Raw genomic sequence first — 13,577 nt, 5'->3', positions numbered from 1 at the left:
AATCGCTTTTTTATTTAACAAAAAAACTATCAATTTGCGAATTACTAAAAACATTCTAAATAATCCTTCTAAATAAGGAGATATATTTCTTAAATTAGCGTTCCGCAAAAATAAATTAAACTCACGTTATAGTATGGCAGATAAAGCTACCATTGATATTGATGGTAAAAAATATGATTTTCCTTTAGTAAAAGGAACCGAAAATGAAGTAGCAATAGATATTACAAAACTTAGAGCCGCAACTGAAGGTGTAATTACAATAGATCCTGGGTATAAAAACACAGGGGCTTGTGAAAGTGCAATTACGTTTTTAGATGGTGAAAAAGGAATTCTAAGATACCGTGGTTATTCTATTGATGAAGTAGCTGAAAATGCAGATTTTTTAGAAGTAGCTTATTTATTAATCTTTGGTGAGCTACCAACAAAAGAGCAAAACAAAAAGTTTCATGACGATATTAAGGCTGAATCTTATGTAGATGAGGATGTTAAGAAAATTATTGAAGCTTTCCCTAAGTCGGCACACCCGATGGGAATTATTTCTTCTTTAACGAGTGCTTTAACCGCTTTTAACCCGTCTTCAGTAAATGTTGATTCTGAAGAAGATATGTATAAGTCTGTAGTAAGACTTTTAGGTAAAATGCCAGTTCTTGTTGCTTGGACTTACAGAAAAAAGGCTGGTTTACCTCTAGATTACGGTGATAATTCCTTAGGTTATACAGAAAACATCCTTAAAATGATGTTTAAAAAACCTAATGGAGAATATAAACAAAATCAAGTTTTAGTTGATGCTTTAGATAAGTTATTAACGCTTCACGCCGATCATGAGCAAAACTGTTCTACATCTACAGTAAGAATCGTAGGATCATCTCACGCAGGATTATTTGCTTCTATCTCTGCTGGTATCTCTGCATTATGGGGGCCACTTCATGGTGGAGCAAACCAAGCTGTATTAGAAATGCTAGAAGCCATTCAAGTTGATGGTGGAGACACTAAAAAATACATGGCGAAAGCTAAAGATAAAAACGATCCTTTCCGTTTAATGGGATTCGGACACCGTGTTTATAAAAACTTTGATCCTCGTGCAAGAATCATTAAAAAAGCAGCTGATGACGTATTAAGTCAGTTAGGTATTGAAGATCCTATCTTAAGCATTGCTGAAGGATTGGAAAAAGAAGCCTTAGCTGATCAATATTTTGTTGATAGAAAATTATATCCTAATGTAGATTTCTACTCAGGTATTATTTACAGAGCTATGGGGATTCCAACAGATATGTTTACCGTAATGTTCGCTATCGGACGTTTACCAGGTTGGATTGCACAATGGAGAGAAATGCGCATGAAAAAAGAACCTATTGGAAGACCTAGACAAATTTATACTGGAGCTACAGAAAGAAAATTTGTTCCAGAAGATGAAAGATAATAAGTACAATTAGTTTATAAAAGATTAAGTTTCACAGGGTTCTGTGGAACTTTTCTTTTTTATAGTCTTTCCTATAAAAATGCCTTCATAACTCTATAATTGGCATAATTATACTAGTTTTGAACTATTAAAACGAAATGCTCCATTTTAGGTTTAAGCTATGTTGAAATTAAACATCCAAAACGAAACATCAAGATTACGAGCGGTAGTATTAGGTACTGCCCAAAGTAATGGTACTATACCTGCAATTAAGGATTGTTATGATCCTAAAAGTATTGAACATGTCAAGGCTGGAACTTATCCTCTTGAAGAAGATATGATTCAAGAAATGGAAGAAGTTGCAGCTATTTTTAAAAAGTACGATGTTATCGTATATAGACCAGAACTTATAAATAATTGCAATCAGATTTTCTCGAGAGACATTGCTTTTGTCATAGAAGATAAAATTATAAAATCAAATATTCTTCCTAATAGGGAAGAAGAGGTGGAAGCAATTCAATACCTGTGGAATCAAGTGGATCCCGAAAACCGAATTATTCTTCCAGATGAATGTCATGCCGAAGGTGGTGATGTCATTCTATGGGAGGATTATATCTTCATAGGAACCTATTCAGGAGAAGATTATCCCGATTTGATTACCGCTAGAACAAATTTAGATGCTGTTATTGCCATTCAAGAATTATTTCCTGAAAAAACCGTTAAGGCCTTCGAATTAAGAAAGTCTAATACCAATGCTAAGGAAAACGCACTGCATTTAGATTGCTGTTTTCAACCTATTGGAAACGACAAAGCCATTATTCATAAAAACGGATTCCTAATTGAAAGTGAATATGAGTGGTTGGTTGATTTCTTCGGAAAAGAAAATATATTTGAAATCACCAAAGATGAAATGTATGAGATGAATAGTAACGTTTTTTCAATTTCTGAAGATGTTATAATTTCAGAAAAAAGCTTTACAAGATTAAATACTTGGTTACGTAACAACGGGTTTACTGTAGAAGAGGTGTCTTACAATGAAATAGGTAAGCAAGAAGGTTTATTACGTTGTTCTACCTTACCTTTAATTAGAGATTAATTTAATAATTTCAGTATGTCACAAACTACAAATACGATATTGATGATTCGTCCGGTAAACTTTAGGATGAATGAAGAGACCGCGGTAAACAACTATTACCAGCAGGTTTTAGAAGATACTTTACCTGAAACGGTTAGTCTCAAGGCTCAACAAGAATTTGATGCCTTTGTTGAAAAACTAAGCGGCGTTGGTGTGCAAGTGATTGTTGTAAATGATACTTCTGAGACTGATACGCCAGATGCTGTATTTCCTAATAACTGGATATCTTTTCATGAAAATGGAGATGTAGGCTTGTATCCCATGTATGCTGAAAATAGACGCTTAGAACGTCGAGAGGATATTTTTGAAACTCTTGAACAGGAAGGTTTCGTGATTAATCACGTTATTGATTATACGAGTGCTGAAGATGAAGAAATCTTTCTTGAAGGTACAGGAAGCGTGGTATTAGATCGCGTTAATCGTAAAGCCTATTGCGGATTGTCACCGCGTGCCGATGAAGATTTGTTTATTGAATTTTGCGAAGATTTTGAATATACCCCGGTTATTTTTACTGCTTTTCAAACAGTGAATAATCAACGTAAACCGATTTATCACACCAATGTCTTGATGAGTATTGGAGATACTTTCGCAGTGGTTTGTTTGAGTAGTATTGACGATAAAAAAGAACGTAAAGCTTTAGTTAAGCAGCTCAAGGAAGATGGTAAAGCCGTTATAGATATCACCGAAGGCCAACTTATTCATTTTGCAGGTAATATGCTGCAAGTTAAAGGTTCAGATGCTAACTATTTAGTGATGAGTCAAGCTGCTTTTAATGTGTTGACCGATGCCCAAGTGACAGCTATTGAAAAACATTGTAAAATCTTATCAAGTCCGTTAGATACCATCGAAGCTTGTGGCGGTGGAAGCGCACGTTGCATGATGGCCGAAGTATTTTTACCTAAAGAATCTTAGTTTTTTGAGCTTTTGCTATAAATTATTTCTTTTGAAGTCTACAAAATAAAATACTTCATGGTTTTTTCTTAACTTGAACTTGTTAATTGTCTGGTAATTAGTATTTTGAGTTTGTTGTGATTTCAGAGGCCATAAACATATCGAAAATTGTAAAAGAGATTGCTTCAGATGAAAGTCAGGCGCGATATACGGTGTGTTGGATTAAAGATGAAATTTCGGCCCTTGAAATAGACCAAACGCTGTTTAAGAATGTGTCCAATGCCATTTATTTTTTAAACCCCATACACAAATGGAAAATTCATAAAAAAGAGCAGAGCTCCCCGTCAGGTTATATCTTGTATTTGTCTAATACTGTTTTAGACAACCCACTTTTAAGCCACCTTCATATTAATAAAGTGAGATTATTCAGCTCTGGAGCCATTCCTTTATTTAAACTAAGTCCTGGCATAGAAAAGCGCACACAAGCCATTCTTGAAATGATTGATGAGCTCTTAGGTTCTCAGCTCAATCACAAAGATGAAGCCATATTATCGCTGCTTAATACTTTTTTTGTTTACTGTGATGGGCAGTGTAATATCAAGTCGGTAGCCTCAAACAATAACGCTAAAACTCATGTCGTTTATAGTTTTAAGAAACTTGTAGATGAGCACGTGTGTAGTTGTCATGAGGTTTCCTATTATGCCAATTTACTTCATATTTCTTCTAAATATTTGAATGAATGTGTCAATGAAGTGCTTTATGTAAGTGCTAAACACATCATCATTGAACAATTGTTAATGCGTTCTCGACACGCCCTTAAATTTTCTAATAAAACCATAAAAGAGATTAGTTTTGAGTTGGGTTTTTCGTCTCCAGACTACTTCAGTTCATTTTTTAAATCTCATACCGAAATGACACCTTCTGCGCTTAGAAGGGGGTGAAAAATGTTTAATGTTTTAAAACATAGGTGTTTACCGTATTTTTCATAGGCCTTGGTTAATTTATTCATAATAAATTGCAGTAAAAACAAAGTCATGGATAGAAAACAATTTATATTAACATCAGGAGCAGGCCTTGGTATGACCTTATTTCCAGGTCTTGTACAGTGCCAAAGTAGTACGCTTAAAGATGAAAACAAAACGATTTCTAAAATTATAAAAGATGCTGAAGGTGATGTTTTAAATGTGATAGGCGATATTCAAACACATAAATTAATAGGTAGCGATACAGGAAATCAAATTGTAGAATGGGTAGATAATGTTGAACCAGGTGTGGGGATTCCACCACACGTTCATAGTCATGAAGATGAAATATTTAGAGTGATTGAGGGAACCGTTGAAATTATGGTTGATGGTCAGGTTACGGTACTTGAGCCTGGAGATATCGCTTTTGCACCAAAAGGAATAGCACATTCCTGGAAGGTTGTAGGTATACAAAAAGTGAAAATGATTACTTCAGCCTTTCCGGCAGGTATTGAAGTGATGTTTCAGAAATTAGCTCAACTTCCTGAAGGACCACCAGATTTTCAAAAAGTATCTCAAATTTGCGCCGAGCACGGGGTGCATTTTGTTTAAGAATTAAGCTTCTGCTTTAGATTTTGGCAACTGAACATAAAACGTACTGCCAACATTTGGTGTGCTTTCTACCCAAATTTTGCCATGATTCAAGTCAATAAGTTCTTTACAAATCGTAAGACCTAATCCTGTACCTTTCTCATTATCAGTGCCCAAGGTTGAAAACGAACTTTCTTTGAATAGTTTATCTAAATTGTCTTTAGAAATACCAATGCCAGAATCTGATACACTTACTATGCAGTTTCCATTACTTATGCGGTTGGTAATGGTTATGGTGTCACCACTTTTACAAAATTTAAGCGCGTTAGCTAATAGGTTTTGAATGACGATTTCAAACATACTCTTATCAGCATATGCAAAATCTTTTAAGGAATTATCTATTAAGGCAATGCCTTTGTTTTCAAGGCGTTGTTCAATAAGTTTCACTTTACTTTCAAAAACCTCTTGAATATCAAATAAACTTGGTTTGGGGTCCAAAGATTGCATTTGAGATTTGGACCAGTTGAGTAAGTTGTATAACAGTAGTGATGCATTATTGGCATTTTCACTAAGTTCAGGGATTAAGGTATCAAATTCTTCGCGAGTTAAAGTGCCTTCTCTAAGTAAGTCAATAAAGCCATTTATTGAAGATAAGGAATCTCGTAAATCGTGAGATACGATAGAGAACAATTTATCCTTGACATGATTAACATTTTTTAAATGTTTGGTTTGTTCTGCAAAAGCCTGATTTTTTAAGACGATATTTTGGTTCTTTTCTTCTAATTCATGAGTGTATTTAATCGTGCTGTTTCGCTTCACAAAAGTTAAAACTAAAAAAGCTGATACTAACATTAAAGCACCAGATAGCCCGTATAACGACAATTTAAGCTTGTTGGTGTCTTCAGAAGTTTCAGAGAGCATACTCACCTCAGGCAAGAAGTCATTGGTCATTGCTAATTCAGAATCAGGCGTCTCATAATTTTCAAAAGGAATTAGAAATTTTTCTTTTTGCTCTGCTTTTTCACGAGTTATTTGATTGTTTAACTCATAATAAGCACGTTGCCATTTAAAAGCATCTTTGAATCGATTTCTAGTAGAATCGAGTGTGATCATGAGTCTATACTGCTTTAATAGCTCGTTTCTGTTTCCGGTGTTTATAGCAATTTCTCCAGCCTCAAGAAGTTGTTTTTCTGCACGATACAGGGCTTTATTTCGTAAATTCAAATCGGCAAGATTATTTAGTGTGACTAATAAATCTGTTTTATCGGTTTTTAATACATTAATCGTATAGGCTTTATCTAAATATTTTGAGGCTTTGTCAAATGCATTGAATTCTAAATATTCAGCGGCTAATTTAGGATAGATATGACCTAAGATAGAATCATTTGTGGTTTGAGGGTTCTCCTCAATGTTTTCATAAATCTCTATAGCTTTTCGGTGCTCCTTTCGGCTGGAATATAACTCGGCTAGTATATTTTTGGAATTATAAACTTCGGCGCTATTATTTAATTGTTCTTGAACTTCTAGGGCTTTTAAGTAATATGCAATAGCTTTATCAGGATCTTCTATATTTTTATAGGTCTTAGCTAAATTGCTATAAGCTAAATTAAGTTCATGCTTAAGATGTCGTTTTTCCAACTCTTGAATGGCCGAAAGCGATAGGGGCACCCCTTTGGCAAAGTTACCACGTTTAATTTCTAATAAGCCAATACTGTTATTGACTTGGGCAATGCCTAAGGTGTCTTCTAGAGTTTCAAATAAAGCTCTTGATTTCTCATAGTCACTTAAAGCATTGAGGTAATCATTCTTTTTATCATATACCAAGGCTTTGTAATAGGTGGTTATAGCAATACCCGGTTTGTGGTTTAACTGCTGGGATAACTTTTCACTTTCTATAATGTATTTAAAGGCACGCTCATACTCATTATTGTTATAAAGTGATTTTATAAGTTTTAAGGATAAATTGATTTTTAAGGAATCTTGTTTTTGAAAAGCTAATTGTAAGGCGAGTTGGTCTATGTTATCAGACTGAGCATGTCCAATAGTAATAGATAGCAACATCATTTTTAATGTAATTAATCGCCTCATATATATATCACATACAACTAGAATAATGCTATAAAATAAGGTCTTAGATTTGAGGAAAATAAGACAGCTTTATTTAGCTGAAAGGTATTGTTTTTTAATTGTTTTCCAACAAGTTGGAGATAATAGCTTTACATAACAAAAGTTGTAAAAAGGGATGTAAAATTCTAATTTTTAGGTTTTAATACCAATTAATTAGACGAAAGGATATTTATTTATAAGTTGTAGATGAATGATTCGATGAACGGTTTATTTTTATAAAAAAAGCACTACAAAAATTTGAAATGGTTTTCATAAATGTGACCAGTAAAATCAAGATAGATAAAATAGAAGCGCATATTTTACTGTTAAAGCTTTTTCGTTTTTAGTAGAAAATCTTGCTATCTTTGCAGGCTTAAAATACTATATCAATGAGCCTTCAGGATACTTTATCAAATTACGTAAAACAAGCGGTAAAAGCAGATTTTAATATTGAATTAGAAACTGTAGAATTTCAAGCGACAAGAAAAGAGTTTGCTGGCGATATCACCGTGGTGATTTTTCCAATGTTACGTTTTATAAAAGGCAACCCTGTGCAAATAGGTGAAACTATTGGTCAGTATTTAGTTAAAGAAGTGGAAGATGTGAAAGCGTTTAACGTGGTTAAAGGTTTTCTAAATATTGAAATCAGTGAGTCTTATTATACCAACTTTTTCAAAAGTATTAAGGCCGATGCGCAATTCGGATTTGTAACACCAAATCCAGAAGAAAAAGCCATAATGGTCGAGTATTCTTCGCCAAACACCAATAAACCGCTGCATTTAGGTCACATTAGAAACAACTTATTAGGGTATAGTGTTGCTGAAATTTTAAAAGCTTCAGGGAAAAAAGTATACAAAACACAAATTATAAACGACCGTGGTATTCATATTTGTAAAAGTATGCTCGCTTGGGAACGTTTTGGAAACGGAGAAACTCCTGAGAGTACAGACTTAAAAGGCGATAAGTTGGTCGGGAATTACTATGTGAAATTCGACCAAGAATATAAAAAAGAGATTCAAGCTTTAGTTGCTGAAGGACAAACTGAAGAGGAAGCTAAAAAAAATGCACCCCTTTTATTAGCTGCTCAAGACATGCTCCTTAAATGGGAAGCCGGAGATGAAACTGTTGTTGCGCTTTGGACTAAAATGAACACATGGGTGTATGATGGTTTTGATATCACATATAACAATTTAGGTGTCGATTTTGACAACTTATATTATGAGAGTAATACTTATTTACTAGGTAAAGAATTTGTGGAACAAGGCCTACAATCTGGTGTGTTTCATAAAGAAGACGATGGCTCGGTATGGTGTGATTTAACCGAAGAAGGACTCGATAAAAAAATTGTTCAACGTGCTGATGGTACAGCAGTTTATATGACGCAAGATATTGGTACTGCTATTCAACGTATTAAAGACTATCCCGATGTGGGTGGTATGGTTTATACCGTAGGAAATGAGCAGGATTACCATTTTCAAGTATTATTTTTAATTCTGAAGAAATTAGGTTTTGAATGGGCTAAAAACTTATACCATTTAAGCTATGGTATGGTAGATTTGCCTAGCGGAAAAATGAAAAGTAGAGAAGGAACAGTGGTTGATGCCGATGACTTAATTGATGATATGGCCGGAACTGCTGAAGAAATCTCGGAAGAATTAGGAAAGTTAGATGGCTATTCTGAAGAAGAGAAAAAAGCACTTTATAAAACCATTGGATTAGGAGCACTTAAATATTACATCTTAAAAGTAGATCCTAAAAAACGCATTTTATTCGACCCTAAAGAATCCATCGATTTTCAAGGAAATACAGGGCCTTTTATTCAATATACTTATGCACGTATTCAGTCCATTTTACGTAAAGCCGATTTAAATGCTGAAGCTGATTATGAAAACCTGAGTTTACATCCTAAGGAGAAGGAATTGATTAAGCAAATTCAGCTATTCCCAGAAGTGGTTCAAAATGCTGCCGAAAATCATAGCCCGGCGCTAATCGCCAATTATACTTATGATTTGGTTAAAGAATTCAACTCATTTTACCAAAATGTATCTATTCTAGGAGCCGATAATGAAAACGACAAAGCGTTTAGAGTACAGCTTTCTCATACCGTAGCCAATACCATTAAAAACGGTTTTATTTTACTGGGTATTCAAGTGCCAGAGCGTATGTAGTTTTAATTTGTATTATTCTATAATCTCATGAAGTGCTATGGCGGTTATCCAGCCTTCTATATCGGTTGGTGTGCTTACAACGAGCTCACCGCTTCTTGTGGCATTTTGGTTAATTTCATTGAGATTAGAAACTGTGACAAGTTTATTGTCTATAAAAGATAAGCAATAGGTTCCTGAAGTTTCTATAGTCTGAATTGGTGCTTCAGTTTTTGTGTCTAAATTCAATTTCACAATAGGTGCCGTTTCAGAATAGCGTAGGTAATACAAACTACTTTCATCAATAGCAATATCTGAAATGGTTAATGCGGTATTTTCTGTTTCAATGGTTTCAATCAAGCTGCCGTTTTTATTCATTTTATGAATAGCATTTTCACTCGAGTAAAAAATGAAATCATCTTGTATAGCAATACCTTCAGTAATGATATTTGGGATTTCAGAAATGATATCACCAGTTTCCGGGTTAAGCTGGTAAAGCGATTCATTTTCGCCTATACCACCAACCCAAAGGGACTCGCCGTCATAGGCAAGTGCATGCGGTGACTGTAATGCTTTTGGTAGTTTCAGTTCAACTTCTAGCATGCCGGTATTTTCATTAAAAAGATAAATACCAGGTTTTTGATAATTTTTATGCGTTAAAATCCACCATTTGTATTCCGTGGTAACATCAATGTCCTCTTGAGGTGTTCCGAAATATTCTGGTTCATTTCTGTTACAAGCTGCTAGTAAAAAGCATACCAAAGAGACAAAGAATAAGGTTTTAAGCTGCTTCATATGGATTTTTTCAATTTTATGAATTATATTTTAACGACTTTATGAACTTCTTTTTCACTGCCAGAAAGAATGACAAACAGGTAAACGCCACTGCTAAAATGACCTAAATTTAGAGTCACTTTACCTTCGTCTACAAGGTCTGTTTTTTCTAATAAAAGCACTCCAGAAGCATTATAAATACGGTATGAAATACTTTCAACACGCTGTACTCCGGTAATGTTAACCTGGTCTTTAAAAGGGTTGGGGTAAACCAACCATTTTTTGTCTTCTCCCAACGGATTACTTGTAAGGGGTACACAGCCCTTAGAAACGTTGTAGACATTTTTCACCAAATCATCTATTTTTTGTTCGTTAAAACTCTGGTGTAAAGTATTGTTAAAAAACGTCGCATCAATAATGGCGTTATCAGCACCTATAAAATCTTGGAGTAGCGTCGCAAAGGTTTGTCGGTAATCGAATTGAACGGTCTTAATTTGGTAATTATTTCGACTTGTGGCTTCGCTTAAATCAGGATTCGTACCTGAAACACCACCTTTTACTGGTTTTCCGAAGACAAACATAGGAGCGATTTCTCCGTGGTCGGTTCCTAAATTACCGTTTTCTTTTGCTTTTCTTCCAAATTCCGAAAAGGTCAGTCCTACTACATCTTCAGCAAGGTTTTGAGATTCTAAATCGGTGATAAAAGCTTCAATACTATCTGATAAGCTTGATAGTAGTTCGTGATGTTTACCAATAATATTACCTAAATCTTGCACTTGTGAATCGTGGGTGTCAAAACCAGAAATTCGCACCAAGTAGATTTTGGTTTCTAAGTCGCCACTCATCAACCGCGCTACAGTTTTTAACTGATTGGATAAATCGGTATCAGGATAACTCACCCTGTTTTTTCCTTTTGCGAATGCTGCCGAAATGGATTTCGCATAAGTGTTTGTTAATGAATCGGTGTTGGTTAAATATCTTAATTGGTCACCATAATCTGAATCTGGAATGTTTAATGGCGGCGCACCACCTAAACCATTTAAAATGGAGTAAAATCCAGCAGGATCTTGCCTGGTCAGGTTTATAGAAATACCGTGAGCTTCTTCGCCGTGAAATCCTAAAGAGGTTTTATTCGCTCCAATTTGTATGCCTAAAGGGAAGGGTTCAACGACCAAACTGGAATAATAGCGTTCCATAAAACGGCCCATCCATCCTGTGTCACTGCCATTCAATAAGCTATTTCCGTCATTACCTGTAAAATATAAATCGGTAGAAGAAAAATGACTTTTATTTTGTCGTGGATACCCAACCGATTGTAAAACGCGCATCCAGCCCTTGTCGTATAAAGATTTCATGCCCTTAAGTGCAGGATGTAAACCTACTTGTTGATTTTCAGGTAAAGTACTGTCTAAGGAAATGTATTTGTTGGCTCCTGAAATAGGTACTTTTATAGTGGGGCGTAAATTACTGTAAGCATCATACTGGTCTAAGGGAATAACCGTATTTAAGCCATCGTTACCACCAGCTAAATTGATGAGTACGAGTTTTCTATTTGAAATATCTGGACACTCAAAGTAAGGTGTGAATGTTTTTAAGGCTGCTTGTAATTGTAAAGGGGTTAGTCCAATAACAGAAGCTGAAGCCGAAAGTTTTATAAAATTACGTCTGTTCATAGTTTACATGAGTTGAAATTCGGCTGCATTCACCATCGCAGTTACTAAAGCGTCTAATCGTGTTTTTACTGTGGTACTGTCGTTAGAACTTAAATATTTGTTCCAAGCGCCACTCCAGTAATAATCGGGGAATTCTTCATCAACCAAATAGCTTTTAAAATAATTTGTTCGATCAGTGTCTATAGATTCTGGGTAGAGTAAATCGGCCATTTCAGTAATGAGTAAATTGGGGTCACTGGCATTGGGTATATTATTTTTCACAAACAACACCGTGTCTAGCGATGCGTAAATAGCACCATTACTAATCATGTTGTCCCCAGAGATTAAACTTTCTATAAGACGGTAGCGGCCAATAATGGTGTTGGATGAAAACCAGTTTCTATCGTAATGCGGTTCTTGATAATAAGCGGGGTAACCAGCAACTTCTTCAGGGCTAAACAAGGTAGTTCCTGAAAAAATAAAATACGTATTGTGTAAAAATTTATAGAAAAACTCGTTGTAATAGGTTAACGAATTTGTAGTAGGATCGGGGTATTCGACTTGAAACATGCTACATGTTTCTGAAAGCAACTGCAACGGACTTTTTATAATGCTTCCTATAATTTCGTCATTACTGTTACTATCATCACTATCAAAAAAATGCTGACTGCTCAACAGTGTTTTTACCACAGGTAAAATTTCGTAGTCCGCGGCTATTAATTGTTCAGCTAATGGGGTGATGATGTCGTTTTCAACTTCTTCATTCCATGTGCTTTTTACAAAATAGCGGTATAATTTGCGGCAATAAGCTTTGGCGGTTTCAGGTTGAGCAAATAGCATGTCAACAAATTCACCTAATTCATCTAAGATTTCTGTAGGCGTAGCTTTTCCTATAATGGTTGTGTTGTTGAAAGCTTCAGTAAAGGTTTTACTTTCGGTATCATGCAATTCAAAATTGATATATCCCGTAGGAATGCCCGTGTCTGGGTCTATATAACGACGTGTTTCATCAAATTTATAGCCTGAAAATACGCGAGTCGCTTGCTGGATATCTTCCTCAGTATAATTGGTATAATTTCCTTCGCCTATTTGTTCGCCTTCTAAAATGGTAAACAGCTCAAAAAACTCACGGGCGTAATTTTCATTTGGGTTACTTTTATTGTTTCTCGTGTTATCAAGATAAACCAACATGGCATTGTCCATCGTGATTTTTTTAGCCACTGTTTTAAGATTTCCGTAGGCATAAAAATCAAGTAACCTTAAATAGTCATAATAGCAAGCTGAAGGTCCGGCACCGTCATCTTTGGCTACGTTAAAGCAGGTATGAAGGAAAAAAGATAATTTATGCTTCAAACTAGTTTCACTCATCGCGTTGTGCCACCACCAACCCGCTACGAGTCCGCGCTTTCTTCTGTCGTTATCAAAAGAATCTGGGGCGGCTGTTGAAGAGGTCCAAAAGCCATCAGGACTTTCCGTTGGAAGTGGGTCGTAAGGCTCGGTTAAAGTGTCTGTTGTAGGCATTGTTAGTGTGTCAAGCATATTGGCCGGTGTCATGCCAATAAAATGGTCTAACTGATTTTTGGAGTAATTAAACGTAGTTCGCCTAAGTAAATGTTTAGTTTTTCTTAGGTCTAAAGAACTATTTAGCGGATTTAGGGACGCCATAGTTGTTTATTTTTATAAAATATTGGTTGTTGGTTTGTTTTGTGAAAGGTAGCTTTTTATTTACTAAACAATAACTTTTAGCTAATTTTTTGGTATTTCATCTATAAAAAGTTGCTTTTACAATACCGTAATTAACGATATTACTGTGGTTTTATTTTTTAGAGGTAGAAAAAGGGTAGAAATAATCATAAGTATAGGTTTGTTGGTTGGTGTTTTTCTAAATACGTTTTATTACGCACTTTAGCCTTCCAAACTTCA

At 35.1% G+C, this 13,577-nt stretch carries 10 protein-coding genes; 6 read left to right on the top strand and 4 right to left on the bottom strand.

Features of this window, described 5'->3' with window-relative positions:
* Positions 1-133 precede the first annotated feature (133 nt).
* The 5 genes from F6U93_RS10360 (at position 134) to F6U93_RS10340 (ending at position 4,999) form a co-directional block, all read left to right on the top strand.
* Entirely contained in the window at positions 134-1,420 is a 1,287-nt protein-coding gene (locus F6U93_RS10360) for a citrate synthase (protein ID WP_150939516.1), read from the top strand.
* A 160-nt stretch (positions 1,421-1,580) separates the two neighbouring features.
* Entirely contained in the window at positions 1,581-2,495 is a 915-nt protein-coding gene (locus F6U93_RS10355; protein WP_150939514.1) for a dimethylarginine dimethylaminohydrolase family protein, read from the top strand.
* A gap of 15 nt (positions 2,496-2,510) precedes the next feature.
* On the top strand, positions 2,511-3,446 hold the full coding sequence (gene ctlX, locus F6U93_RS10350) for a citrulline utilization hydrolase CtlX (protein WP_150939512.1): 936 nt from the start codon (positions 2,511-2,513) through the stop codon (positions 3,444-3,446).
* 116 nt (positions 3,447-3,562) lie between these two features.
* A complete protein-coding gene (locus F6U93_RS10345) occupies positions 3,563-4,366 on the top strand; it encodes a helix-turn-helix domain-containing protein (protein WP_150939510.1) in 804 nt (267 codons plus the stop codon).
* Between the two features lie 93 nt (positions 4,367-4,459).
* A complete protein-coding gene (locus F6U93_RS10340) occupies positions 4,460-4,999 on the top strand; it encodes a cupin domain-containing protein (protein WP_150939508.1) in 540 nt (179 codons plus the stop codon).
* A gap of 3 nt (positions 5,000-5,002) precedes the next feature.
* Here F6U93_RS10340 and F6U93_RS10335 read toward each other — a convergent pair whose 3' ends face one another.
* Positions 5,003-7,066, bottom strand: coding sequence for a tetratricopeptide repeat-containing sensor histidine kinase (locus F6U93_RS10335; protein WP_191963500.1), 2,064 nt, complete (start codon positions 7,064-7,066; stop codon positions 5,003-5,005).
* Positions 7,067-7,473: 407 nt separating this feature from the next.
* Here F6U93_RS10335 and argS point away from each other — a divergent pair, with 407 nt between their 5' ends.
* Positions 7,474-9,252, top strand: a complete 1,779-nt coding sequence (argS, locus tag F6U93_RS10330) for an arginine--tRNA ligase (RefSeq protein ID WP_150939506.1) — start codon at positions 7,474-7,476, stop codon at positions 9,250-9,252.
* 12 nt (positions 9,253-9,264) lie between these two features.
* On the opposite strand, the gene F6U93_RS10325 is transcribed toward argS, so the two are convergent.
* From F6U93_RS10325 to F6U93_RS10315, 3 genes are read right to left on the bottom strand one after another with little or no spacing between them, the layout of a single operon-like run.
* Positions 9,265-10,023, bottom strand: coding sequence for a DUF5050 domain-containing protein (locus F6U93_RS10325; protein ID WP_150939504.1), 759 nt, complete (start codon positions 10,021-10,023; stop codon positions 9,265-9,267).
* A 23-nt stretch (positions 10,024-10,046) separates the two neighbouring features.
* Positions 10,047-11,675 (bottom strand): DUF1501 domain-containing protein, encoded by a 1,629-nt coding sequence (locus tag F6U93_RS10320; protein WP_150939502.1) that lies wholly within the window; start codon positions 11,673-11,675, stop codon positions 10,047-10,049.
* 3 nt (positions 11,676-11,678) lie between these two features.
* On the bottom strand, positions 11,679-13,319 hold the full coding sequence (locus F6U93_RS10315; protein WP_150939500.1) for a DUF1800 domain-containing protein: 1,641 nt from the start codon (positions 13,317-13,319) through the stop codon (positions 11,679-11,681).
* Between the last annotated feature and the right edge of the window lie 258 nt (positions 13,320-13,577).

Source organism: Pseudotamlana haliotis (assembly GCF_008806375.1).
Lineage (GTDB): Bacteria > Bacteroidota > Bacteroidia > Flavobacteriales > Flavobacteriaceae > Pseudotamlana > Pseudotamlana haliotis.
This window is presented reverse-complemented; position numbering and strand designations above follow the sequence as displayed.

Bases quoted from the DNA above. Each gene is read 5' to 3' on its own strand.
- argS (WP_150939506.1), top strand. From the start codon at position 7,474: ATGAGCCTTCAGGATACTTTATCAAATTACGTAAAACAAGCGGTAAAA.
- F6U93_RS10315 (WP_150939500.1), bottom strand. From the start codon at position 13,319: ATGGCGTCCCTAAATCCGCTAAATAGTTCTTTAGACCTAAGAAAAACT.
- F6U93_RS10335 (WP_191963500.1), bottom strand. From the start codon at position 7,066: ATGAGGCGATTAATTACATTAAAAATGATGTTGCTATCTATTACTATT.
- F6U93_RS10340 (WP_150939508.1), top strand. From the start codon at position 4,460: ATGGATAGAAAACAATTTATATTAACATCAGGAGCAGGCCTTGGTATG.
- ctlX (WP_150939512.1), top strand. From the start codon at position 2,511: ATGTCACAAACTACAAATACGATATTGATGATTCGTCCGGTAAACTTT.
- F6U93_RS10320 (WP_150939502.1), bottom strand. From the start codon at position 11,675: ATGAACAGACGTAATTTTATAAAACTTTCGGCTTCAGCTTCTGTTATT.
- F6U93_RS10360 (WP_150939516.1), top strand. From the start codon at position 134: ATGGCAGATAAAGCTACCATTGATATTGATGGTAAAAAATATGATTTT.
- F6U93_RS10325 (WP_150939504.1), bottom strand. From the start codon at position 10,023: ATGAAGCAGCTTAAAACCTTATTCTTTGTCTCTTTGGTATGCTTTTTA.
- F6U93_RS10355 (WP_150939514.1), top strand. From the start codon at position 1,581: ATGTTGAAATTAAACATCCAAAACGAAACATCAAGATTACGAGCGGTA.